Here is a 23,252-nt window from a genome sequence, read left to right as displayed (position 1 = left end):
GGCGCGCTACGCTGGTTGACTATGACTGACACCCTCGCCTCCACGAACCAGACGCCCGCCTCCGCCGCCAGCGTGACGCAGGAGCGCCGCATCGTGACGGCGGTCCCCGGCCCCCGATCCGAGGCGCTCCACGCACGTCGGACCGCGGTCGTCTCGGACGGCGTGTCGAGCGTGCTCCCGGTCTACATCGAGCGGGCGCACGGAGCGATCGTCGTCGACGTCGACGGCAACCAGTTCATCGACCTCGGCGCGGGGATCGGCGTCACGACGATCGGCCACACCGAGTCCTCGGTCGTCGGTGCGGTCCAGGAGCAGGCGGCCGACGTCCTACACACCCTCTTCACGATCACCCCCTACGAGGAGTACGTGCGCGTCGCCGAGCTCCTCGCCGAACACACCCCCGGCGACTTCGCGAAGAAGACGGTCCTCGTGAACTCCGGTGCCGAGGCCGTCGAGAACGGCGTGAAGATCGCGCGCAAGTTCACCGGCCGTCGTGCCGTCGCCGTGCTCGACCACGGCTACCACGGCCGCACGAACCTCACGATGGCGATGAACTACAAGGCTGCACCGTACGCGACCGGTTACGGGCCGTTCGCCGGTGACGTCTACCACGCGCCCAACTCCTACCCCTACCACGATGGCCTGTCGGGAGCCGATGCTGCAGCGCGCACCATCGCCTACCTCGAGAAGCGGGTCGGCGCGGCCGACCTCGCGTGCCTCGTGGTCGAACCCATCCAGGGCGAGGGCGGCTTCGTCGTCCCGGCCGAGGGCTACCTGCCTGCGCTCCAGGAGTGGTGCACCACGAACGGTGTGGTCTTCATCGCGGACGAGATCCAGAGCGGCATGGCCCGGACTGGCGAGTACTTCGCGAGCTCCCACTTCGGGCTCGTCCCCGACCTCGTGCTGAGCGCCAAGGGCATCGCAGGCGGGCTCCCGCTCGCCGCTGTCACCGGTCGTGCCGACATCATGGACGCAAGCCAGCCCGGTGGGCTGGGCGGCACCTTCGGTGGCAACCCGGTTGCCTGTGCGGCCTCGGTCGCGGTGTTCGATGCGATCGAGACGCGCGGGCTGCTGTCCGAGGCGACGCGCATCGGCACCACGCTCACCGCAGCACTCCTCGAGCTCCAGGCCAAGTACGACATCATCGGCGAGGTCCGCGGGATCGGCGCGATGATCGCGATCGAGCTCGTGCAGCCCGGTACCGGGTCGACCACCAAGGAGCCGAACGCCGCAGCGGTCAGCGCGATCGCAGCCGCCGCAGCTCAGCAGGGCGTCCTCGTCCTCAGCGCGGGCACGTACGGCAACGTCCTCCGCTTCCTGCCGAGCCTCGCCGTCACCGACGAGCTCATCGCCGATGCGATGACCGTCATCGACCAGGCGATCTCCGAGCTGTGAGCATGGGCGGCGTCCAGACCTTCGGCATCGGCGACGCCGTCGAACTCGCCGTCGTCGAGCGCAGCGGGTTCGTCGAGTCGCGGCACGCGGGCTCGGCGATCGTGCTCGGTCCGGACGGCGACGTCCTCGCGAGTCTTGGAGCACCGAGTGCCCCGATCTTCCCGCGCTCGTGCCTCAAGCCGTTCCAGGCGATCACGATCATGAACGCCGGCGTGTCCCTCGAGGGTGCGCAGGCCGTCCTGGCGACGGCGAGCCACGCCGGTACGCGGAAGCATGTCCAGGTGGTGCGCAGCATGCTGGGTCGCGCCCGCATCGAGGACTCAGCGCTGCAGTGCCCTGCAGACTGGCCCGGCGATCGCGCCTCACGCGACGAGCTCGTCCGCGACGGCCTCGGCAGGAGTCCGCTGTACATGAACTGCTCCGGGAAGCATGCCGCGATGCTGCTCGCCTGCGCGCAGAACGGCTGGGACCAGGCCACCTACCTTGAACCGGGTCACCCGCTGCAGCTCGCCGTCCGTGACACCGTCGAACGGTTCACCGGCGAGAAACCTGCGGCGAGCGGGGTGGACGGGTGCGGCGCGCCCGTCCACGCGGTCTCGTTGACCGGTCTCGCCCGCGGCATCGGCCGGGTCGTGAGCTCCTCCCCCACTTCGCCGTTCGCGCTGTACCGCAATGCCGGACTCCTGACGGCCGCGGTGCTGGCGAACGGCTGGGCGCTCGACGGTCCGGGCCGCGCGAACACCCTCGTCATCGAGCGTCTCGGACTCTTCGCCAAGCTTGGTGCGGAGGGCGTCATGGTGATGTCGGCTCCGGGCGGCGCGACCGTCGCGCTGAAGGTGCTCGACGGCTCCCTGCGAGCATCGACCATCGTCGGTCTCAGGCTGCTCGTCTCGGTCGGTGCGCTCGAGGCCGCCGCAGTGGATGCACTGGAACCGGACCTCGACCTCGCGATCCACGGCGGCTCGGCGGTCGTCGGCCGAATCGCGGTCACGGCGGTCTGACACCTCGCGGTGGTTCCCGGCTGTCCACTGACCCGGCACCTCGGCCCAGGTCCACCCGTTCGGCCTCTCGCCCTGCCCGCCACCACCATGCCCGAGCGCTGCCGTAGCCGAGGAGCGGGGGCAGCTCACGGCTGCGTGTGATCTGCCGGAAGTCGCTCGCTGAACAGGCGTGCAGAATCAGATCGGCCCGTGCGGCGCTCGACGGCATGTCCCGTCCGGCCACCATCCGGCCGGAGAGCCAGTGCTCCGGATCGACGACGATGACGGTCGCCGTGTCGCCGTCGGAGCCGTCGGGATCGAGCTCGGGTGAACGGAATCCTCCGCTGATGGTGAGCATGGGCGACCCGGTCAGCGGGTCGAGGATCCGGACCCGTCGCCCCGACGAACCGAGATGCTGCAGGAGGGAGTGCGCAGCGCGTGGCGCCCGCGTGACGAGGACGGTGGTCGAACCCGGCGCCGGGGCCCACCGGTGTGTCACGTCACGTGCGACCGTCTCGTCGCACGAGGACGCCTCTGGGAGCGCGATCTGCACCTCTGCGTCGTCCCAGTAGGCGCGGCCCGCTGGGCGGCGCTGGTCGAAACAGGCCGCGGGTGCGCCGGCCACCAGATGCTCCTGGCGGTCGGCGAGACGGAGGATGAGCGTGCGGTCCGTTTGGGCGGAGAACCGATGGATCACCCCGCCAAGCCGCGACGCGACGAGCACGACTCGGACGCCTCGACGACCGCCGTCCCGGAGCAGGCCGAGCACGGCGTCTCGGAGCGCTGCGCCGTGTTCGTCGCCGGCGGTGGCCAACATGGACTCGACGTCGTCGATGAGGAGCAGCGTCGGTTCCGCCGACGTCGTGGGGTCGCTGAGCGCGATGATCGTGTCCCAGGCCTGTTCTGGATCGTGCCGGACACGCTCGACGCGCCAGTCGGGCTGGGCCTGGACAGCGAGCGTGTCCAAGAGGGTCGACCGCCCCGTCCGTGCGGCGCCGAGGACGAGCAGGGATCCGTGCTCCGCCGGATTCCAGACCGCCGGCAGCTGCGTCTGCTGTTCCGGGAGGTCCATCAGCCCGAAGACGATGCCCGTCGCGCTCGATGGGCGACTCCGCGCTTCCTCGGGCGGTGTCTGCGGATCGAGGTGCAGCGCACGGAGGGATTCCAACGGAAGGCTCTCAGGCAGGGGGTCCAGCCAGGGACGGCGCGGCGACGACGCGCTGCGCCACCGGTGACGCACGGCGACGAGGTCCTCCGGTCCGGTCATCGCGACTTGGAAGACCGTCGGTCGTTCGCCGTTCCAGACGATGCACCGGCCGACGGCGCCAGCCGGGAGTGCCGCTGCATCCGGCACTCCGAGGATCGCGGTGCTGTCCTGCCGCGACGTGACGCGCAACGAGAGACGGAGTGTGCAGTTCGCCAGGATCGCGTCGGCCGCGACAGCCGCCGGCCGTTGACTACACAGGATCAGGTGGAGACCGAGCGAACGTCCTCGCGATGCGAGATCCGCGAAGACCTGGTGCAGATGGGGGCTCGCATCGAGGAGCGCTTGGAACTCGTCCACGACGACGACGAGGCGCGCAGGCCGGTGCTCCGGTGCGAGCTCGGGATCCAGGAGGTGACGCGCACCGTGTCGTGCCAGCACGCGCTCCCGATGCCTGAGCTCGGCTCGCAGACTGGAGACGACCCGATCGGCGGCCGCCGGTTCGAGATCGGTCACCATGCCGACGACGTGCGGCAACCGCTCCACCGCCTGAAAGGATGCGCCGCCTTTGCAGTCGATCAGCAGGAAGGAGAGCTCAGCCGGCGAGCACTGCGCGGCGAGCGCGGTGATCCAGGTGATCAGGAGCTCGCTCTTCCCGCTCCCCGTCGTCCCGCCGACGAGAGCGTGCGGGCCGTCGGCTCCGAGGTCGAGCTGGAGCGGACGCTGGGTACCGATCCCGACACTCACCCGCAGCGCATCGGGCTGCCAGAGGCCCGATCCCTGCCTCCGCCGGTCGTCTCCGGCGCGCATCTCGGCAGCGTCCACGGTCGTCACGAGTCGGGACTGCGCTGGCGACTCCCCCATCGTCAGCGCGGCCTCCGTCAGTCCGTCGGCGATCTGCTCCGCCTCGGCATCCGCGAGGAGCGTCGGAGCAAGTTCCATCGCAGGGACGCCACCGGTGCCGTCCGCGAGGAACGCGTCGCCGTCGGCGCCGAGGACCAACAGATGCCGGCATCTCGTCGGAATCGATTCGACGGTGTCTGACAGTGCGATCAGCACTCCCCCCGGACTCGCGCGGAGCACGGCGTGGTGCCTGGCAACGGAGGACGCGCTCCAACGTTCGACGATCGACACCAGCGTCATCCCATCGTCCTGTGCGAAATCGGGCTCGTCGGCCGCCGTCGTGCCGTCTCGGTGCGGGAGCCGTCCGAGCATGTGCCACCCATCGGCGTTCGCGTCGTCGTCGTGCGCACCGCATCCGCCGATGAATGCAGCCGCCGCCGGTTGGAGTTGTCGGGCGAGCTGCAGGACGACGCTGCGCCCGACCGATCTGGCGAGGACGGTTCCGCCCACGATACCGATCCCCTCACTCGCGTCCACTACGACCGGGGCATCGGACAACCGCTCGGCCGCGCTCCAGCGGGGGTCCTCGTCGGCGCCATCGATCCGGAGTGTGCTCCGGCGGACTCCTCGTCCCAGTACGACCAGGGTGCGGCGCTCGTCCGGTAGCCGCCACCGATGCCGATCGGCACCCGTCAGGAGCTGGAGAGCCCGACCTGCGGGATGGAGTGTCTCGAGATCGTGGCGCTCCTCGTCGTGCGCGGCGAGGATCTGTTCGCCGATCCGGTCGACGGCGAGCCGGTAGGCGGCCTGCTCACGGCGCCCGCGCCGCCGCTTCGCCCAGCGGGAGTCGATGAAGCCGGCGATCGCGATGAGCGGCCCCAGCGCCGCGAACACGAGTGTGACCGGTGAACCCGTGATCGCGAACAGCGCGCAGGAGGCGACCACGGGTGCGATGCTGGCCAGGATCGGCATCGACCCGGCCGGAGGGTCGACGGGGGCTCGCGGCGCTTGCAGCCGCCTCGTCCGGGGTGGCCGATGCATGGATCCGGCCGGGGACGGCTCGATGTCTGGTGCGATCATGTGCCCAGCTCAGCAGCTGGACGACCCGGCACTCGACTGATCAAGGCGTCGTGTGGAGAGCTCCGCGGGAGACGCCGCTGTGGAGCAGGCTCAGGAGGCCTGCGGCTCCTCGGCGATGTCGAGCACGACGACGGACACGTTGTCCCGCCCACCGTTGTCGAGCGCCGCCCGCACGAGGAGTTCTGCCGCGTCGACCGGCGTACTGCCCTCGGTCAGGAAGTACCAGATCCCGTGATCGGTGAGCTCCTTGGTCAGCCCATCCGAACAGATCAGCCAGCGGGCACCCGCATCGATCGGCAACAGCTCGACGTCCGGCACCGGGTCGTCGGATGGACCGACAGCGCGGGTGATCATGTTGCTGTTCGGGTGGAACTCGGCCTCTTCCGGGCTGATCGCACCCGCGCGGATGAGCTCCTGCACGATCGAGTGGTCCTCGGTCATCTGCTGCAGCTCACCGGCCTGCAGGCGGTACACACGTGAATCCCCGATGTTGAAGATCGCCAGGCGACCCTCGCCCTCATCGGCGGTGAGCACGACGCCCGTCACGGTCGTCCCCATGCCGAGTTCGCCCTCTTCGGCCGTGTCGATCATGTCCGCCACGGCCATCCGGAGGGAGTCGACGAGGCCCTCGACGGTGAGGATCTCAGCGTCCTCCGTCGCGAGTGTCAAGCGATGGGCGACGGCGGCACTCGCGACCTCGCCGGCGGAGTGTCCGCCCATGCCGTCGGCGACGGCGAAGACCGGTGGGATCGCCACGAGAGCGTCCTCGTTGAGCTCCCGACGTTTACCGACATCCGTCATCGCGGCCCAGGCCAACGACAATCGACGTCCGCCGGGCAGAGTGACGATCCGTTGCCCGTGCTCGGTCACGTCTGCTCCTCTGGTACGGCTGGCGGTGGCTGATGCAGCCTCGACGATAGTACGGCACCGGTGCGCCTCAGGACCGCGCCACCGGCTCGGCGGATTCCGTCCCACCCCTTCACGGCATGGACCGCGCATCTGAACCGTCACCACCGGGGGCTTCTACGGATCCGCTTGCCGCGACCCGTGTCGACTGCCATGATCGACGCATGATACGAGCGAGCGCCGAAGGTCAGGGTAAGGCGCTGCAGCCGGACGCCACCTCCAAAGCCATCATCGAGCAGCTCCAGACCGATGGCCGACGCTCGTACGCCGAGATCGGCAAGGCCGTGGGGCTGAGCGAGGCCGCCGTCAGGCAGCGGGTGCAGAAGCTGACCGAATCCGGAGTCATCCAGATCGTCGCCGTCACCGACCCCCTGCAGCTCGGTTTCACCCGCCAGGCGATGATCGGGGTGCGGGTGACGGGCGACACCCGGGTCGTCGCCGACCGCCTTGCAGAGCTCGCCGCAGTGGACTACGTCGTCCTGACCGCGGGGTCCTTCGACCTCCTCGTCGAGGTGGTCTGCGAGGACGACGAGGAACTCATCGCGCTGCTGAACGACGAGATCCGGACGATCGACGGCGTCGCGGCCACCGAGACGTTCGTCTACCTGAGGCTCCACAAGCAGCTGTACGACTGGGGCACCAGGTAGCCGGGACGTAGCCCCCGCAAGTGCGGCTCCTGCGCTGCGCGGTGCGCGCGTCACGCCCCCCGATCGCGGTACCCTCGTGCCATGCCCGCGAAGCCGATCGGAGAACGCACTCCCCCGCCCGGCGAGTCGACGTCCGCCGGCGCCTCGGACGCGCGGGGAGGTGCCGAGACCGGCCCGATACGGACGGGACAGCACACCGACGACGTCCAGCGGAGCGAACCGGTCAGACGCATGACCGGCTACAGCGCATTCCCGCAGCTGCTCTTCGGCCTCGCGGTCGTCGCGATCCTGTTCGCGACGCTCATCTTCCAAGGCGTCGACCAGAACGGCGTCCTGTTCTACGTCGGGGTCATCCTCGCGTTCATCGCCACGGCGCTCGCACCGATCGTCCCGTGGCAGCAGTACCCGCGGCTGCTCATCGCGCTCCCGATCATGGACATCGCCGCCATCGGCTTCATCCGCGAGGGCGAGCCGCTGATCGGGGCCGGACTGCTGTGGGTCTTCCCGACGATCTGGATGGCTTCCGCCTTCGGGCTCGTCGGAGCGATCACCGCCATCGCACTCATCTGCGCTGCCTCCTGGTCGACGCTCGCGATGACGCCGGGCGACATCACGATCGCCAACTTGCCCGCCCTCGTCGTGCTGCCGATGGTGCTCGCCTTCGTGGCGATCTCGACGACGATGACGGCGAAACGCACCGAGGCGCAGCGCGTCCTGCTCAACAAGCAGGCCGGTCAGCTCGAGACCGCGCTCTGGCGCGCGCAGGATCAGGAGAGCCGTCTCGCCGAGATCTTGAACGCCGTCAACTTCGGCGTCGTGCGCTTCGACAAGATCGGTGCCCGGGCCATGGTCAACCGGTTCCAGACACGGCTGCAGGATGACGTCGGTGAGCTCTCCGACGTCAACCCGGCCGTCGGTGTCTGGGCCGAGGACGGTCTCACGCCGCTGGAGCCGGCGGACAAGCCCTACATCCGGTCTCGGCGCGGCGAGGAGTTCGAGAACGTCACCGTGTGGCTCGGCGCGCCGGGCACCGAACGGCTCGCACTCGCACTCACCTCGCGGCGGCTGTACGACCACGAGGGCGGCTACGACGGAACAGTCCTGGTGTCCCGGAACGTCACGACCGAGATCAACGCCATCAGGGCTCGCGACGACCTCGTCGCCTCGGTCTCCCACGAGCTGCGCACGCCGCTCACCTCGATCCTCGGCTACCTCGACCTCGCGCTCGACGACCCCGGCCTGCCGCCCAGAGTGGCGAAGCACCTCACGATCGCCCAGACGAACGGCGACCGTCTGCTCGAGCTCATCGCCGACATCCTCGCCGCCTCCCGCGACGTCAACCGCACGATGGCGCTCGACCGCACGGAGTGCGAGCTGCGCGAGATCGCCGACCTCTCGGTCGAGTCGCTCGCCCATGTGGCCGCCGAGCGCAACATCACCATCGTGCGGCACGACGAGGAGTCCGTACCGCTCTTCGCGGACCCCTTCCGACTCCGCCAGGTCGTCGACAACCTGCTCTCCAACGGCATCAAGTACAACCGCGACGGCGGGGAACTGAGCGTCGGCGTCACCGCGGAGGGCGACACCGCCTGGGTGATCGTCCGCGACTCCGGGATCGGCATCTCCGAGGAGGACCAGCCGAAGCTGTTCGAGCGGTTCTTCCGCTCGGACCTCGTCCGGAACTCCACGGTGCACGGCAGCGGACTCGGTCTCGCGATCAGCCGCGACATCGTGCGTCTGCACGGTGGGGACCTCACGCTGCACAGTGTCCTCGGCGAGGGCACCACCGCAGTCGTCCGCATCCCGAGAGGCCTCAACGAATGACGTTCGACATCCAGTCCATCGCGGTGGTCAACGCGCTGGTGGTGTTCGTGTGCGGCGCGACGTTCATCGTGAACACCTTCATGCGCAAAGACGACCCGAGCGGGCGCGTGTGGTCGGTCTCCTACATGGCCGGGATGTTCACGAGCTTCTCCTATGTCGTCAGCGCACTGAGCACCGACGCCTGGTGGGCCGTCGCCGCCGGCAACGCGGGATACGTGCTGAGCATGGCCGCGCTCTGGTCCGGAGCCCGACTGTTCAACGGGAAGTCGAGCCTCCTCTGGGTCTCGCTCGTCGGCACGACCGCGACGGCCGTCGCAGCGCTCGCGGGCGGTCCGGGCGGAGGCCCGTGGGCCGGTGCTCCGGTGACCTTCATCGGCATCTCGGCGTTCACGGGTCTCGCCGCGGCAGAGACGCTCGTGGGCAGCATGCGCGAGAACCCCAGTACCCGGGGGTTCACGATCGTCCTCGGAATCGCGTCGGCGTTCTTCGCCGCCCGGTTCATCGCGATCCTCATCGAAGGCCCGGACGGCCCGCTGTTCACCACCTTCTTCGGCACCGTCGCATCATCGCTGCTCCTCATCGTCGCGACCGTCGTGCTCTCCGTGCTCCGCGCCGAACGCGGGGCGCCCGCCAGCCGACGCCACGGAAGCATCGTCGCCTACACGGGCGACGACGTCTTGCTCCACGAGTCGTTCGTCCGCATCGTCGAGGACTGGTTGGAACGGGCGAACTTCCACGACGAGCAGCTCGCCATCCTGCACGTACGACTCGACGACCTCGACGAGATGACGACTGCGTTCGGGGTCGGCTTCAGCAGCCAGGTGGCCGACGGCTTCATCGTCTCGGTCCGTCGCTATGGTCCGACGCTGTCGGACATCGGCGAGGACGGCTCGGGGAGCCTCCTCATCGCGACGCCGGCGTCGGACGTGGATGCCGCGCTCCAGGTGGCCAAGGGCATCCACGACGGCCTGCTCGACCACCCGGTGGAGACCACGCCGAGGCTGCGGCCCACGGCGAGTATCGGCATCGCCTTGACCGACTACCTCGGCTACGACGTCGGAGTACTCACCCGGTCTGCACAGGACGCAAGCCTGCGGGCCTCCGCCGGTGGCGGCAATCGGACCGTGCTCGCCGCCGGAGCCTCAGCAGCCGAGCTCTGAGGTTCCGGATCCGAGGACGGCTGTTCAGTCCTGTTGGGCGATCGCGATGGTGAGCGTGTCGACAGCGGTCTGCTTCGCGTACTCCGCCGACGTCGGTGTCGCCTGCACGAGCAGCTCGTAGGTGATCGTGAGCGTGACGCCGGTGGCCGAGCTGTCGACCTCGGGCAGCACGAAGGTCTGACTGTAGCTGTACGGGGCCTTGATCAGGTAGCCGGGCGTCACCGTCGACTGGTCGGTGAACGGCGCCGGCGAGTCCAGTTGGCCGTCCGGGCCGTGCACGGTCGTCGTGAGCGTCACCCGCGACAGGTAGAGCGCCTGGAGGTCGTCCGGGTTGAGAACGCCGCTCAGGGAGAAACTCACCGGCTTGTTCACCTGGGCGGTCCACGCGTCCATCGACAGGGTCGACCAGTAGTCGACCGTGAGTGTGGCGGAACCCGCGGTGAGCGAGTGCTGGGCGCTCCCGCTCGCGAGTTCGTTCGTGATCGCGCTCACGGTCGGCTTCGGGGTCTTCGACGTCTTCGGCGAGCTCGACGAGCCGGCGCCAGGCTCCTCCCACGGCGGTGTCCCGCAGGCGCTCAGTCCGACCACGAGCACACCGATGGTCGCGACCTGGACCGCTCGGAGGATCCGTCGGGTCCGGACGGTGCTGAGGCGGTTCGACATGGGGCTCCTGGCGGGTCTCGGAGGGACGATCGGATGGTTCTCAGAGCGCGGCATGACCCACGAACTGGGGCCACAGCCAATCTTGAGGAAATCCTGAGCCGACGCTATCGCATTCGCGCGGGAAATCCGCGCCCGGCGCGGCAGAGTGGTCAGTGCAGCGCGGGGACGCTGCACTCGGCCCACTCAGAACAGGACCACGCAATGTCTGATCTCGAAGCACGACCTGACAACGCCCGTCCTGCCGCGAAGCAGCCGGACCCTCGATACATCCAGACGCAGCCGCTTCTCGCACCCGAACTTGAAGCGTACGCGAACGAATTCATCGACTCGGTCAATTCGCTCCCCGAGTACCGGGCGACCATCGGCTGCATCATTCCGTCGTACAACGAGGAGGAGTCGCTGCCGTCGGTGCTGGCGTCACTCCTCGAGCAGACGCGGATGCCTGATGTGATCCACGTGGTCATCAACAACACCACCGATCGCTCGGTGGAGGTCGCAGCTCCCTACGCGGGGCCGCACTCCAGGGTCGACGAGGACGGCCACGAGCAGTTCACCGAGGTCTTCATCCACGACATCGGCAAGAACCCCGACAAGAAGGTCGGCGCGCTCAACTACGGCTTCACGCTCGTCGAGGGCTACGACTACCTGCTCGGCGTCGACGGTGACACGGTCGCAGACCCGACGGCGATCGAGTCGCTCGAAGCCGAGATCGTCTCGGACACCCGTATCGGCGGGATCTCCGCGATCTTCTCGATCGACGACGAGCCGTTCAAGAAGCAGTTGGTCCCGGCATTCCTCATCGCCGGCCAGCGGACGCAGTTCGCCGCCTTCAACATGCAGAACATGCTCCGCGGCCGCAACATGGCGGTGCTCGGTGGCCAGTACTCGATCTTCTCGGTCCAGGCACTCCGTGACGCCATGGAACAGAACCACCAGTCGACACCGTGGGTCAAGGACTCCGAGGTCGAGGATTCGCTCCTGTCCCTCCAGATCAAGAGCGCTGGCTACCTCACGAAGATCAGCGCCCGTGCCCGCGCGGATGTCGGCGGCATGACGACCGTCCGCTCGCTCGACGCGCAGCAGGTCAAATGGAACTACGGCGCCATCGAGCTGATGTGGCCCGGCCAGCGCGGCGACACCAAGGGGCAACCCTTCCACCCGAACCTGCGCCTCCGCTGGCTCGAGAACGCCGAGATGCTCCTGAACATCGTCACCAGGATCCTGTTCGTCGTCCTCCTCGCGGGCTCGGCGTCCATCCACGCGTTCGTGTTCAGCCCGATCTGGCTGATCCCGCCGGTCGTCGCGATCCTCCTCAACCTCCGCATCGTGCTGTCGATGAAGAAGCGGAACACCCGTGACATCCTGTTCGCTGTCCTCATCTTCCCCGCCGAGTTCTACATGTGGATCCGGATGGGACACTTCCTCCGCGCCTGGTCGAAGTTCGCGTCAAACAAGAAGGTCGACAACTGGGCAGAGCAGGCCAAGGCGGAACGTGGTTCCGGCAACGCCCACCTCGCGCCGCTGCTGTTCATCCTCGCCACCGTCATCGCGATCGTCGCGGTGTGGACGCAGCTCTCCACGGTCGTACAGTCCACCATCCTCTGGGCCGGCTGGCCCGTCCTCGGCGTGATCACCGTCCTGCAGACGCTCAGCATGTTCGGCAAGCTCATCCGTCGCCAGCGCGGCTACCGGGTGTGACGGCCACCGACCCCGGCACAGTCGATGCCGGCGAGCTGCGCAGGCTGCTCCGAGAACTCTCGGGCGACCTGCGCAGTCGTCGTCGTTTCGTGCAGAGCTACGTCGAGATGTGGCCGACCCGCCTCGCACGTCTGGGGGCCGCGATCCAGGATGGCGATGCCGAAGAGACGAAGGTCGTCCTGCTCAGCATCCGATCGTCGAGTGTGATGCTCGGAGTCATCGGGGTGGCCGCGCTTGCGAGCACTGGCCTCCGCGCGATCGAGGAGCAGGATCACGCCCGTGTCCTCGAGACGAGGAACGCTCTCGAGGACATCGGCGAACGCAGCTGCCAGCGCCTCGTGCAATTGGAAGCCGCCGAGGCGCTCCAGGGGCGCTGACCGTCATCGGGTGGGCCAGCGATGGACGAACCCTCTCCGCACATGTGCGGTTCGCGAGGGTTCAGTCGTCGGAGGTCATCCGGTACCCGACGCCACGCACCGTCTCGATGAACCGAGGCGCGACGGTCGAGTCGGCGAGTTTGCGCCGGAGGTTGGCGAGGTGCACTTCGATGGCGCGCTTGTCCGCTTCGCTCACGTAGTACGCCGTGATGTAACTCTCGCCACGGAGCATGAGCGCGAGATCAGCCTTGCTGCGGACGCGTCGGCGGGACTCCATGAGTGCCTGCAACAGATCGAACTCGCTCCGGGTGAGATCGACCTCGGTCCCGTCCACCACGACGATACGGGTGGCCGGGCTCAGCTTCAGGCCGCGATGGACGAGCCAGCCCTCGGCGTCGTCGGGGGCGGCTGACGTGGCCATGATGATCGGCACGACCGACTGGGCGGTCGGCGCGGCGTGACGCGCGATGGTCTCGTGGATGATCGTCGGATCGTTCGAGGTGTGCGGAGCGAGCTGCTGCTGGCCGGTGAGCACCGGCTGCACGGGGAGGTCCTGCGAGGGAGCGGCCGGCGGTGTCGCTGCGGCATCGCCGTTCGCGCGCGGGCGGCGGAGCATCGCCTCGATGCGGGCACGGAGTTCGCGTGGCCGGAAGGGCTTCGTCATGTAGTCGTCGGCGCCGGAGTCGAGACCCTGGAGTGTGTCGATCTCGTCGCCGCGTGCGGTCAGCATGACGATGTAGGTCGAGCTGATCGCGCGGATGCGCTTCGCGGCCTCGAATCCATCGATGCCGGGCATGCTGACGTCGAGCGTCGTGACGAGCGGGTTGTGCGTTCGCACCGCTTCGACCCCGTCGAGACCGTTCGCCGCCGACACGGTCTCGAAACCAGCCTGCTCGAGGACGGTTTCCAGGAGTTGGCGGATGTCCGCGTCGTCCTCGATGACGACGGCCGTTCGACGTTCGCCCAGCTGTTCGGTCACGTTGCCCCTACCCGTTCCACCCGTCAGCGCGGCGTTCGGATGTGTCCGTTAGCGGATCACCACGCGCTGAATCCCTTGGCCAGTTGCACGGCCTGCTCCGGCCACCATACCCCAGCAAGGGGGCCACCGTTGCACGCCCCGTCACTCTCGCCAGGAGCTTTCACCCAGAGGTTCGCGTCGAGGTGTTCAGCACGGACGGTGAGGGGTTGTTGACCGACGGTGCGACCGCTCGGGTTGCACCATTCGCCGTTGGATCCGCTCCCGTTCCGCGACGTGTCGATGACGTAGTGCGCATCGTCGAGGAGCCCGCTCAGCTCCTCCGCGTAAACGATCTCGTCCTCCGTGGCGTTGTAGTTCGAGACGTTCGTCGCGAATCCCGTAGCGTCGGCGACCCCTGCCTCGCGCAGCAGCGCCGCCATCTCGGCCGCCGGTCGCCAGGCCGAATGCCCGCCGTCGAGGTACACCGGGATGGACGCCTCCGCGAACTGCGCGGTCGCAGCACTCAGCTGGCGCATCCGCGCCGTGCGATCGCCGCAGTCCGGCGCGAGCGCGACGGCGTCGGGCTCGAGGACGACAGCGACGCGGTGATCGGCGACCGCGGTGACGATCTGCGTGATCCAGTGCTGGTAGTCGGCGCTCGAAAGCCCTCCGGCGGACTGGTTGCCGCAGTCCCGTTCCGGGATCCCATACACCGTGAACACCGGCATCGATCCCTGCAGCTCGGCCGCACGGACGATCTGTGAGACGGTCTCCTGGACCGATGCGAGGGGGTAGCGCTCAGGCACGAGCCAGATCGACGTCGGTTCGGCGGCGAGCCTGGTGGCCGCCGCGATCTGTTCGGCGCTGTCGGTCGGATCGGCGCTCGCGCCGCCGCTCGTCCCGGCAGTCGGCGACGATGCCGGCGCGTTCGTCGCGTCAGCCCCGGCTCCGACGGCATCGGACGCTGCGGCACGAGCAGCGAGAGACGTCGGGTCGACGTAGAGCTGCGCGCCGTCGAACGGGCCGGCCGAGGCACTCGGAACCCGGCTCACGATCGACACGACGAGTGCCCCTCCGGCGAGGAGCACCGCGACGATGCCGAGCGCGACGGCCGTCCTGATCCGACGTCTGTCTCGTGGCGTTCTCGGCACCGGTCCTCCTGCATGGTCATCCGCAATTGTGCCCGAGAAACCCTGAATGCAGGGCCGACTCGCTCGAACTCGTGCCCCGATCGGGGGACGCGTGCAAGGGGTGGGGTCCTGGAACAACTCGCACGTAGGCTGCAGGGAAGGGTGGCGATCTCGTCGCTCACGATACGAGGAGGCATCATGACCGGAGCGACCGTCACACCGAGCCCTGATCTCGCGCTCATCCGGCCGCGATTGGCGGACCCCGCCTGGCGATCGGCCCTCGCCCTGGTCCTCTTCCTGGTGATCGCCTTCGCCGTGGCCGCGTTCGGCTCGCTGTCGACGTTCCAGAACGTCGACGGCTGGTACGCCGACGCGGACAAGGCGGCTTGGAACCCTCCGAACGCCGTCTTCGGGCCCGTCTGGAGCATCCTCTACCCGCTCATGGCGGTCGCGGCCTGGCTCGTGTGGCGTCGCCGTCGTGCCGCCACCCCCGAGGTCACCGACGATGCCAGCCGAGCACTCGCGTTCTACGTCCTGCAGCTCGTCTTGAACTCGCTCTGGACACCCTTCTTCTTCGGCCTCTACCCCTTCATCGGCGCCCCCGCACTGTGGATCGCCCTCGTCATCATCATCCTGCTCGACATTGCAGTACTCGCCACCATGCTGGCGTTCTGGGAGGTGTCCAGGCTCGCGGCTGTGCTCCTGATCCCCTACTGGGCCTGGGTCCTGTTCGCCACGACGCTCAACTGGGCGCTGGCGGCGCAGAACAGCTGATCGCCGCAGCGCAGCACAACCCGGCTTCGAGCGCAACGTTGTCCGGAGCCGCGCGCGTCCCTACCCTTGATTCGCGGGACTGCATCCGGCTGTCCCACACGGCCCGAGGAGCGCACACGTGAGCACGAAGACCATACCCACCACCGAGGCGGATGCGAGCAGTGCTCCGGCGAAGGTCAACCCATGGGTGCTCGGCCCGGCGCTGGTCATCATCCTCGGCGTCGCGCTCTTCTCGATCCTCCTCCCCGGGCAGGCCGAAGCCGTCTTCGGCGCAATCCAGTCGGGCATCATCGGCGGACTCGGGTGGTACTACGTCCTCCTCGTGGCGGGCTTCGTGATCGTCGCCATCGTCTTCGCCGTCTCGAAGTTCGGCGACATCAAGCTCGGCAAGGACGACGACGAGCCGGAGTTCTCGCTCCTGTCCTGGTTCTCGATGTTGTTCGCCGCCGGCATGGGCATCGGACTCGTCTTCTACGGCGTCGGCGAACCGCTCACGCACTTCCTCGAACCGAAGCCGGGCGTCGTCGGTTCGCAGCAGTCGCTCGCTCAGCAGGCAATGAGTCAGACCTACCTCCACTGGGGGCTGCACGCGTGGTCGATCTACGCCGTCGTCGGCGTGGCCCTGGCGTACGCCGTCCACCGGAAGGGACGCCCGATGTCGATCCGCTGGGCGATCGAGCCCTTGCTCGGCAAACGCGTCCAGGGCGGCTGGGGTAATGCGATCGACACGATCGCGGTCATCGGCACGGTCTTCGGCGTCGCGACCTCGCTCGGCCTCGGCGTCCTGCAGATCTCAGCGGGGCTCGGGTACACGGGTATCGCGGAGCCGAACATCTTCACGCAGGTCATCCTCATCCTGGTCATCACGGGCATCACGATCTTCTCGCTCGTCTCCGGTGTCCACAAGGGCATGAAATGGCTCTCGAACACCAACCTGGTCCTCGCCGGTCTGCTGCTCTTCTTCGTCCTGTTCGCCGGCCCGACACTGTTCCTGCTCCGCGAGTGGGTGCAGGCCATGGGCGCATACCTGCAGAACGTCGTCGGCCTCACCTTCAACGTCTCCGCGTACCAGGGCGCGGAGGGTGAAGCCTGGCAGTCGTCGTGGACCACGTTCTACTGGGGTTGGTGGATGTCATGGGCCCCCTTCGTCGGCGTGTTCATCGCCCGCATCTCCAAGGGACGCACGGTCCGCCAGTTCGTGCTCGGTGTCCTCCTCGTCCCGACGCTCGTCACCTTCCTGTGGTTCGCGGTGCTCGGCGGCACGGCCATCATGCAGTCCCTCGAGGGGCGGGACTTCAGCGGAGCCGACGGCCCGGTCGACCTCAACACCGCACTGTTCAACATGCTGGCGGGGCTCCCCGGCGGATCGATCGCGACGGTCGGGGCGCTGCTCCTCATCCTGCTGTTCTTCGTGACGTCGGCCGACTCGGGCTCACTCGTCATGGGCATGCTGACCACCGGCGGCACGGAGCCGCGGAACCGCGTCAGGATCGCGTGGGCGCTCATCACCAGTCTGCTCGCGATCTCCCTGCTCGTCGCCGGCGGGCTGGCGTCGATGCAGACCGCCGCGATCATCACCGCCCTTCCGTTCAGCGTCGTGATCATCCTCATGTGCATCTCGTCGTTCAAGGCGTTCGGCATCGAGGTGCGTCGGGAGCAGCGCGCCAAACGCCGCCTCTTCACTGCCGAACTGACCGAGAGCGTCTCGGCCGGGGTGAGCGAGCAGCTGTCCGATCAGGTCTCGGAGCAGGTCACCGAGCACTTCGGCACGATGACGGCGCAGCTGGATCTGCGGAGCCTCGCGGAACCGGAGATCGGTGAACCGCGCGACGCTCCGAACCACGCATCCGGAGCCGACGAGTCCGGGAGCCAGGCCTCGGACCGCTGACCCGCACCGCTCAGACGAGCGGGAAGCACTCCGAGATCCAGGCGTCCTCCTCGGCGGTGGGCCGCCAAGCCGCACCGGCTGCTGCGTTCGCGCTGATCTGCGCGGGCGTCGTCGCACCCGCGATGACGCTCGCGAGACCGTCCTGTGCCAGCAGCCACCCGAACGTCGCCTCGAGCATGCTGATGCCGCGATCATCGCAGAAGGCCTGATAGGACTCGATCGCATCCCACGGGGCGCCGTCGAGCAGGTGCTTCCGCTGACGCATGATGCGACTCTCGGCCGGGTCCACCGTCACGCGAGAACTTTCCCGTGAACAACCCGTTGTAGAGCGGGAAGTACGGCAAGAAGCCGACACCTGCCGCACGCATCGCAGGGAACAGCTCCCGCTCCGCACCGCGCACGAGCAGGCTGTACTCGTTCTGGGCGGAGACGAACGCGGGGTGTGCGTGCACACGAGCAGCCCAGTCGGCCTCCGTCAGCTGCCAACCGGCGAAGTTCGAATGGCCGTAGTAGCGGATCTTGCCTTCACAGACGAGCTCGTCGAGCGCCGCCAGCGTCTCCTCGATCGGCGTCACCGGGTCGGGCGTGTGCAGCTGGTACAGGTCGATCCAGTCCGTACCGAGACGGCGGAGCGACCCCTCGACCGCGAGCCGGACATACCGTCGTGACCCTTTCGCCCCCCAGTTCGGGATCGGGCTCTCATAATCCGCATGACCGAACTTCGTCGCCAGCACGATCTGATCGCGTCGCCCGACGAGGGCAGATCCGAGCAGGGTCTCGCTGAGTCCGTACTCGCGGCCGTAGATGTCCGCTGTGTCGAACAGGCTGACGCCTGCCTCGATCGCCGCGTCGACGACTGCTCGGGTGCCGTCTGCCGTCTCGGTGACCGTGCCCTCCCGACCGAAGTTGTTGCAGCCGATACCGACGGCGGAGACGACGAGGCCGCTGCGGCCGAGGGGGCGATAGCTGAGTTCCGATATGGATCCAGGCTAGTGCGACCCTCCTCCACAGACGCACGGCGGACGGTTTCGGCGTCAGCCGGGCCGACGCACCGCATTCCGGTGCCGAGCACTTCGTAGCCTCGGGTCATGACCCAGCTCACCGCGCCGACAGCGCCCGCCACGCCAGCACCGTCCGTCACACCGGTCCCGTCCACCGCGCCGCCCGCGAACGCCCCCGACCGCGTCCCAGACACCGGCTTCCTCCGCATGCCGACCCCGCTCGGACGACTCGAGCTCCACTCGATCGCCGGGGCCGTCTCAGCGGTCCGCTTCGAGCAGGACGGTCGGTTGCCTTCCGACGATTGCGATGAGCGGCCGAACAGCATCCTGTTGGACGCCGCGGAGCAGCTGGACGAGTACTTCAGCGGATCCCGTCGATGCTTCGAACTCCCCCTCGTCGCCACCGGGACGCCGTTCCAACACGCCGTGTGGACCGCCCTGGGCGACGTCGGGTTCGGCACGGCCATCGGCTACGGTGCGCTCGCCCGCGCCGCGGGCGCTCCCGGCGGAGGCCGAGCTGCGGGCCAGGCCGTCCGCGCGAACACCCTCGCCCTCCTCGTGCCGTGCCACCGTGTGCTCGGATCCGGCGGGTTCGTCACGGGGTATTCTGGCGGAGAAGGACCGAGCACGAAGCGCTGGCTCCTCGATCACGAGGGGATCCCGTACCGAAGATGACCGCACCCGTCCCCCTCCTCGTCGGCACCGACGGCGTCGCACGCTGCTCCTGGGTCGGCGCCGATCCCGAGTACCAGCGCTATCACGACGAGGAATGGGGCGTCCCGCTCCACGGAGAGTCGAAGGTCTTCGAGAAGATCAGCCTGGAAGGGTTCCAAGCGGGGCTCTCCTGGATCACCATCCTCCGCAAACGACCAGCGTTCCGAGAGCGGTTCCATGCGTTCGACATCCAAGCCGTCGCCGCGATGGGCGAGGAGGATGTCGAGAGCCTCCTGCAGGACGCACGGATCATCCGCCACCGCGGCAAGATCGAAGCGGTCATCGGGAACGCGCGCACCGCGTTGGAGCTCGGCGACAGCCTCGACGAGATCCTCTGGAGCTTCGCCCCGCCCGCACGTGCGAACCGCTTCGCCGAGTGGGGCGAGGTGCCGGCGATCACACCGGAATCCACCGCTCTCAGTCGGCATCTCCGGAAGCGCGGGTACCGTTTTGTCGGTCCGACGACGATGTACGCGCTCATGCAGTCAGCCGGGCTCGTCGACGACCACTTCGTCGGGTGCTGGCGGACTGAGCAGATCGTCTGAGCCCTCTACCGCTCAGACGACGAGCGCGAGTTCGCTGATGCGGCCCTCCGCCGTTCGTGCGTGGACCTCGAGTCGCCAACCCGTGGATGCCGCCCAGCGGAGCAGTGAATCGACATCCGGGTGATCGATACCTGATTCGAGGAGCGCTCTCGTGAACCGGCCCTTGCCCTGCTTGTTGAAGTGGTTGAGAGCGCGGCGCACGCCGCCGTCGCCCTCCGTCACGACGCGCAGGTACACGGCGTCGTTGCGCTGCGGCAGCGGCCCGAGAGCGGCGTAGCCCTCCGAACGAAGGTCGAGCAGGAGGCCCTCGACGGCCGCGAGTTCTGCAGCAACAGGCTTCGCCCAGTGACGCTTCAAGACGAAACCCGGCACCCGAGAATCGTGCGACAGCCGATAGGCGGGCACGAGGTCGAGCCCACCGACAGGGCCGAGCAGTGCGGAGTGCACAGCCACATGGCCGCCCGCGAACGCGCGAGCATCGGCCGACAGCCCGCTGACATCGAGGGCGTCGTACAGCACGCCTGTGTATCGATCGATCACGGGCATCGTCGCAGACGATGCAGCCGCACGGTTCCGGGGAACCTCGGCGAGTTGCTTCGGGCCGAGCTTCAACGCCGCCACCATGGCGCGTTCGTCAGCCGCGAGGGCGACGAGGGCGCTCACGAGTTCGTTCCGGGACGACGAGAGCCCTGGAAACCGCAGCAGGGCGGTATCCAGGGCTCGTCCGTCGCCGCCGTCCCGCTTCGTCTCCGAAGGGGGAAGGAGGATCAACACCTACGTCAGGAGGAGGTCACGAGCGTGGCGTTGCCGGCCACGACGGTGACGGTGTTGTTCTCGACCGACAAGAAGCCGTCTTCAGCGTTCGCCACGATCTTCGACCCGTCTTCGAGCGTGACGCGCACCTCGCCTGCAGCGAGGATCGCCAGCATCGGTTCGTGGCCGGGCAGGATGCCGATCTCGCCTTCGACGGTCTTCGCGATCACCTGGCGCGCCGCGCCGGACCACACTTCGTGGTCGGCCGCGACGACACTGACAGTCAGAGGAGTTCCGGCCATGACTAGCCGTTCTCCTTCTGGATCTGAGCCCACTTCTCTTCGACGTCGGAGATGGAACCGACGTTGAAGAAGGCCTGCTCCGCCACGTGGTCGAACTCACCCTTGGCGATGGAGTCGAACGACTCGATGGTGTCCTTCAGCGGAACCGTCGAGCCCTCGACACCGGTGAACTTCTTCGCCATGTAGGTGTTCTGAGACAGGAACTGCTGGATACGGCGCGCACGCGACACCGTGATCTTGTCCTCCTCGGAGAGCTCATCGACACCGAGGATGGCGATGATCTCCTGCAGTTCCTTGTTCTTCTGCAGGATCTGCTTGACCGTGGTGGCCACCCGGTAGTGGTCGGCACCCAGGTAGCGGGGGTCGAGGATACGGCTGGTGGAGGTCAGCGGGTCGACGGCCGGGTAGAGACCCTTCGACGCGATCTCTCGGGAGAGCTCGGTCGTCGCGTCGAGGTGCGCGAAGGTGGTTGCCGGAGCCGGGTCGGTGTAGTCGTCGGCCGGGACGTAGATCGCCTGCAGCGAGGTGATCGAGTGTCCGCGAGTCGACGTGATGCGCTCCTGGAGGAGACCCATCTCGTCGGCGAGGTTCGGCTGGTACCCGACGGCCGAAGGCATACGACCGAGCAGGGTCGACACTTCGGAACCAGCCTGGGTGAAGCGGAAGATGTTGTCGATGAAGAGCAGCACGTCCTGCTTCTGGACATCGCGGAAGTACTCCGCCATGGTCAGCGCCGACAGGGCCACGCGCAGACGCGTTCCCGGCGGCTCGTCCATCTGGCCGAAGACGAGAGCGGTCTTCTCGAAGACGCCGGCCTCCTCCATCTCGTGGATGAGGTCGTTGCCCTCACGGGTGCGCTCACCGACACCGGCGAACACCGACACACCACCGTGGTCCTGAGCGACGCGCTGGATCATCTCCTGGATGAGGACGGTCTTGCCGACACCTGCACCACCGAAGAGTCCGATCTTGCCACCGAGGACGTACGGCGTCAGGAGGTCGATGACCTTGATGCCGGTCTCGAACAGCTGCGTCTTCGACTCGAGCTGGTCGAAGGGCGGCGGCTGACGGTGGATCGGCCAGCGCTCGGTGATCTCGATCTGCTCACCGGGCTCGGCGTTGAGCACCTCGCCGATGACGTTGAAGACCTTGCCCTTGGTGACGTCGCCGACGGGAACCGAGATGGGCGAACCCGTGTCGGTCACCTCCTGGCCGCGGACGAGACCGTCGGTCGGGTTCAACGCGATCGCGCGGACCAGGTCGTCACCGAGGTGCTGTGCGACCTCGAGCGTCAGGACCATGGTCTGCTCGCCGATGACGACACTCGTCTTCAGGGCGTTGTAGATGCCCGGAATCGCGTCGTGCGGGAACTCGATGTCGACGACCGGACCGGTCACGCGAGAGATGCGGCCGACGGCGCCGGCCTTCACCTCTGCAGCGCCCTGCTCGGCAGTTGCGGTGGGAGTCATGTTCTTCTCTTCTCTGTCTCTACAGATACGTGTGCGTGTTGCGATGACTAGGACGAGAGCGCGTCTGCGCCGCCAACGATTTCAGAAATCTGCTGGGTGATCTCGGCCTGCCTCGCGTTGTTTCGGAGGCGGGTGTAGTCGGTGATGAGCTTGTCGGCATTGTCGCTCGCCGACTTCATCGCCTTCTGCGTCGCGGCGTGCTTCGCAGCGGAGGACTGCAGCAGTGCGTTGAAGATGCGGCTCTCGATGTAGTTCGGCAGCAGTGCGTCGAGCACGCTCTCCGCATCGGGCTCGAACTCGTACAGCGGCAACACCGCGGTGTCCGCGGGTTCCTCGACGCCTTCGACGACCTCGAGGGGCAGGAGACGAACGACCTCGGGGGTCTGCGTCATCATGCTCACGAGACGGTTGTAGACGATGTGGATCTCGTCGACGCCGCCCTCGGAGGCATCCGTGAGGAACGCCTTGAGGATGGACTCGCTGATCTCCTGCGCCGTGGCGAAGTCGGGGTTCTCGGTGTTGCCGACCCACTCGCCGGCGGCTTGCATGCGACGGAAGGTGAAGTAGGCGACGGCCTTCCGACCCACGAGGTAGTGCGTGACGTCCTTACCCTGGCTGCGCAGGAGCTCGGTCAGCTCGGCGGCTTCGCGAAGCACCTGCGAGTTGAACGCGCCCGCGAGGCCACGGTCGGATGCGAACACGACGACGGCAGCCCGCTCAACCTTCTCCGGCTCGGTCGTGAGCACGTGGTCGACATTCGAATACGTCGCGACGGCGGAGACGGCCCGAGTGATCGCACGAGAGTAGGGCCCTGATGCCGCAACCCGCGCCTGCGCCTTCTGAATGCGCGACGCGGCGATGAGCTCCATCGCCTTCGTGATCTTCTTGGTCGTCTGCGCAGACTTGATCTTCTGCGTGTAGACCCGGAGTTGAGCGCCCAT

The 23,252-nt window shown here is 67.8% G+C and carries 20 protein-coding genes and 1 pseudogene; 11 read left to right on the top strand and 10 right to left on the bottom strand.

Going from position 1 to position 23,252, the window contains the following annotated elements:
* The first annotated feature begins 21 nt into the window (after positions 1-21).
* Together gabT and ABMA10_RS09385 are read left to right on the top strand one after the other, a co-directional pair.
* Positions 22-1,395: a 4-aminobutyrate--2-oxoglutarate transaminase gene (gene gabT / locus ABMA10_RS09390; RefSeq protein ID WP_347868323.1), complete on the top strand. Its 1,374-nt coding sequence runs from the start codon at positions 22-24 to the stop codon at positions 1,393-1,395.
* Between the two features lie 2 nt (positions 1,396-1,397).
* Positions 1,398-2,396 carry an asparaginase gene (locus ABMA10_RS09385; protein WP_347868324.1) on the top strand — a complete coding sequence of 333 codons (999 nt, stop codon included), beginning with the start codon at positions 1,398-1,400 and terminating at the stop codon, positions 2,394-2,396.
* On the opposite strand, the gene ABMA10_RS09380 is transcribed toward ABMA10_RS09385, so the two are convergent.
* Both ABMA10_RS09380 and ABMA10_RS09375 read right to left on the bottom strand, forming a co-directional pair.
* A complete protein-coding gene (locus ABMA10_RS09380) occupies positions 2,383-5,502 on the bottom strand; it encodes an FtsK/SpoIIIE domain-containing protein (protein ID WP_431031448.1) in 3,120 nt (1,039 codons plus the stop codon). The genes ABMA10_RS09385 and ABMA10_RS09380 overlap by 14 nt on opposite strands.
* 90 nt (positions 5,503-5,592) lie before the next feature.
* The gene (locus ABMA10_RS09375) at positions 5,593-6,372 is read right to left on the bottom strand and encodes a PP2C family protein-serine/threonine phosphatase (protein ID WP_347868326.1); all 780 of its coding nucleotides are present in this window, start codon (positions 6,370-6,372) and stop codon (positions 5,593-5,595) included.
* A gap of 200 nt (positions 6,373-6,572) precedes the next feature.
* On the opposite strand from ABMA10_RS09375, the gene ABMA10_RS09370 reads away from it, so the two are divergent.
* The 3 genes from ABMA10_RS09370 (at position 6,573) to ABMA10_RS09360 (ending at position 10,039) form a co-directional block, all read left to right on the top strand.
* The gene (locus ABMA10_RS09370; protein WP_347868327.1) at positions 6,573-7,055 is read left to right on the top strand and encodes an Lrp/AsnC family transcriptional regulator; all 483 of its coding nucleotides are present in this window, start codon (positions 6,573-6,575) and stop codon (positions 7,053-7,055) included.
* An 81-nt stretch (positions 7,056-7,136) separates the two neighbouring features.
* Positions 7,137-8,879: an ATP-binding protein gene (locus ABMA10_RS09365; RefSeq protein ID WP_347868328.1), complete on the top strand. Its 1,743-nt coding sequence runs from the start codon at positions 7,137-7,139 to the stop codon at positions 8,877-8,879.
* Complete coding sequence (locus ABMA10_RS09360) at positions 8,876-10,039, top strand: hypothetical protein (RefSeq protein WP_347868329.1); 1,164 nt, start codon at positions 8,876-8,878, stop codon at positions 10,037-10,039. Before ABMA10_RS09365 ends, ABMA10_RS09360 begins: the two co-directional genes overlap by 4 nt.
* Before the next feature lie 24 nt (positions 10,040-10,063).
* Here the strand turns inward: ABMA10_RS09360 and ABMA10_RS09355 are convergent, their stop codons facing one another.
* Complete coding sequence (locus ABMA10_RS09355) at positions 10,064-10,702, bottom strand: hypothetical protein (RefSeq protein WP_347868330.1); 639 nt, start codon at positions 10,700-10,702, stop codon at positions 10,064-10,066.
* A 201-nt stretch (positions 10,703-10,903) separates the two neighbouring features.
* On the opposite strand from ABMA10_RS09355, the gene ABMA10_RS09350 reads away from it, so the two are divergent.
* On the top strand, positions 10,904-12,400 hold the full coding sequence (locus tag ABMA10_RS09350; protein WP_347868331.1) for a glycosyltransferase: 1,497 nt from the start codon (positions 10,904-10,906) through the stop codon (positions 12,398-12,400).
* Positions 12,397-12,777, top strand: coding sequence for a hypothetical protein (locus ABMA10_RS09345; protein WP_431031447.1), 381 nt, complete (start codon positions 12,397-12,399; stop codon positions 12,775-12,777). Before ABMA10_RS09350 ends, ABMA10_RS09345 begins: the two co-directional genes overlap by 4 nt.
* 61 nt (positions 12,778-12,838) lie before the next feature.
* On the opposite strand, the gene ABMA10_RS09340 is transcribed toward ABMA10_RS09345, so the two are convergent.
* Both ABMA10_RS09340 and ABMA10_RS09335 read right to left on the bottom strand, forming a co-directional pair.
* Positions 12,839-13,756, bottom strand: a complete 918-nt coding sequence (locus ABMA10_RS09340; RefSeq protein ID WP_347868333.1) for a response regulator transcription factor — start codon at positions 13,754-13,756, stop codon at positions 12,839-12,841.
* A gap of 56 nt (positions 13,757-13,812) precedes the next feature.
* Entirely contained in the window at positions 13,813-14,886 is a 1,074-nt protein-coding gene (locus ABMA10_RS09335; RefSeq protein WP_347868334.1) for a glycoside hydrolase family 6 protein, read from the bottom strand.
* A 177-nt stretch (positions 14,887-15,063) separates the two neighbouring features.
* Here ABMA10_RS09335 and ABMA10_RS09330 point away from each other — a divergent pair, with 177 nt between their 5' ends.
* Together ABMA10_RS09330 and ABMA10_RS09325 are read left to right on the top strand one after the other, a co-directional pair.
* Positions 15,064-15,639 carry a TspO/MBR family protein gene (locus tag ABMA10_RS09330; protein ID WP_347868335.1) on the top strand — a complete coding sequence of 192 codons (576 nt, stop codon included), beginning with the start codon at positions 15,064-15,066 and terminating at the stop codon, positions 15,637-15,639.
* Positions 15,640-15,757: 118 nt separating this feature from the next.
* Complete coding sequence (locus ABMA10_RS09325) at positions 15,758-17,527, top strand: BCCT family transporter (RefSeq protein ID WP_414693658.1); 1,770 nt, start codon at positions 15,758-15,760, stop codon at positions 17,525-17,527.
* 10 nt (positions 17,528-17,537) lie between these two features.
* Here the strand turns inward: ABMA10_RS09325 and ABMA10_RS09320 are convergent.
* Positions 17,538-18,507, bottom strand: a pseudogene (locus ABMA10_RS09320) (aldo/keto reductase).
* Between the two features lie 108 nt (positions 18,508-18,615).
* On the opposite strand from ABMA10_RS09320, the gene ABMA10_RS09315 reads away from it, so the two are divergent.
* Both ABMA10_RS09315 and ABMA10_RS09310 read left to right on the top strand, forming a co-directional pair.
* On the top strand, positions 18,616-19,203 hold the full coding sequence (locus ABMA10_RS09315) for a methylated-DNA--[protein]-cysteine S-methyltransferase (protein WP_347868337.1): 588 nt from the start codon (positions 18,616-18,618) through the stop codon (positions 19,201-19,203).
* Positions 19,200-19,787 (top strand): DNA-3-methyladenine glycosylase I, encoded by a 588-nt coding sequence (locus tag ABMA10_RS09310; RefSeq protein ID WP_347868338.1) that lies wholly within the window; start codon positions 19,200-19,202, stop codon positions 19,785-19,787. The genes ABMA10_RS09315 and ABMA10_RS09310 overlap by 4 nt, the downstream gene beginning before the upstream one ends.
* Positions 19,788-19,799: 12 nt before the next feature.
* Here ABMA10_RS09310 and ABMA10_RS09305 read toward each other — a convergent pair whose 3' ends face one another.
* Genes ABMA10_RS09305 through ABMA10_RS09290 form a run of 4 tightly spaced genes read right to left on the bottom strand, consistent with a single transcriptional unit; the run spans position 19,800 to position 23,252 of the window.
* Positions 19,800-20,561 carry a YaaA family protein gene (locus ABMA10_RS09305; RefSeq protein ID WP_347868339.1) on the bottom strand — a complete coding sequence of 254 codons (762 nt, stop codon included), beginning with the start codon at positions 20,559-20,561 and terminating at the stop codon, positions 19,800-19,802.
* A gap of 5 nt (positions 20,562-20,566) precedes the next feature.
* Positions 20,567-20,842, bottom strand: a complete 276-nt coding sequence (locus tag ABMA10_RS09300) for a F0F1 ATP synthase subunit epsilon (protein ID WP_347868340.1) — start codon at positions 20,840-20,842, stop codon at positions 20,567-20,569.
* Positions 20,843-20,844: 2 nt separating this feature from the next.
* Positions 20,845-22,311, bottom strand: coding sequence for a F0F1 ATP synthase subunit beta (gene atpD, locus ABMA10_RS09295; RefSeq protein ID WP_431031446.1), 1,467 nt, complete (start codon positions 22,309-22,311; stop codon positions 20,845-20,847).
* A gap of 47 nt (positions 22,312-22,358) precedes the next feature.
* A complete protein-coding gene (locus tag ABMA10_RS09290; protein ID WP_347868342.1) occupies positions 22,359-23,252 on the bottom strand; it encodes a F0F1 ATP synthase subunit gamma in 894 nt (297 codons plus the stop codon).

Source organism: Plantibacter sp. RU18 (assembly GCF_050613355.1).
In the GTDB taxonomy this organism is placed as follows: domain Bacteria; phylum Actinomycetota; class Actinomycetes; order Actinomycetales; family Microbacteriaceae; genus Plantibacter.
The sequence above is the reverse complement of the archived record's forward strand: the minus strand, read 5'-3'. Positions and strand labels throughout refer to the sequence as shown.

Coding starts and splice junctions, on each gene's coding strand:
- ABMA10_RS09385 (WP_347868324.1), top strand. CDS start 1,398: ATGGGCGGCGTCCAGACCTTCGGCATCGGCGACGCCGTCGAACTCGCC.
- ABMA10_RS09290 (WP_347868342.1), bottom strand. CDS start 23,252: ATGGGCGCTCAACTCCGGGTCTACACGCAGAAGATCAAGTCTGCGCAG.
- ABMA10_RS09330 (WP_347868335.1), top strand. CDS start 15,064: ATGACCGGAGCGACCGTCACACCGAGCCCTGATCTCGCGCTCATCCGG.
- ABMA10_RS09365 (WP_347868328.1), top strand. CDS start 7,137: ATGCCCGCGAAGCCGATCGGAGAACGCACTCCCCCGCCCGGCGAGTCG.
- ABMA10_RS09310 (WP_347868338.1), top strand. CDS start 19,200: ATGACCGCACCCGTCCCCCTCCTCGTCGGCACCGACGGCGTCGCACGC.
- atpD (WP_431031446.1), bottom strand. CDS start 22,311: ATGACTCCCACCGCAACTGCCGAGCAGGGCGCTGCAGAGGTGAAGGCC.
- ABMA10_RS09350 (WP_347868331.1), top strand. CDS start 10,904: ATGTCTGATCTCGAAGCACGACCTGACAACGCCCGTCCTGCCGCGAAG.
- ABMA10_RS09355 (WP_347868330.1), bottom strand. CDS start 10,702: ATGTCGAACCGCCTCAGCACCGTCCGGACCCGACGGATCCTCCGAGCG.
- ABMA10_RS09370 (WP_347868327.1), top strand. CDS start 6,573: ATGATACGAGCGAGCGCCGAAGGTCAGGGTAAGGCGCTGCAGCCGGAC.
- gabT (WP_347868323.1), top strand. CDS start 22: ATGACTGACACCCTCGCCTCCACGAACCAGACGCCCGCCTCCGCCGCC.
- ABMA10_RS09300 (WP_347868340.1), bottom strand. CDS start 20,842: ATGGCCGGAACTCCTCTGACTGTCAGTGTCGTCGCGGCCGACCACGAA.
- ABMA10_RS09315 (WP_347868337.1), top strand. CDS start 18,616: ATGACCCAGCTCACCGCGCCGACAGCGCCCGCCACGCCAGCACCGTCC.
- ABMA10_RS09360 (WP_347868329.1), top strand. CDS start 8,876: ATGACGTTCGACATCCAGTCCATCGCGGTGGTCAACGCGCTGGTGGTG.
- ABMA10_RS09380 (WP_431031448.1), bottom strand. CDS start 5,502: ATGATCGCACCAGACATCGAGCCGTCCCCGGCCGGATCCATGCATCGG.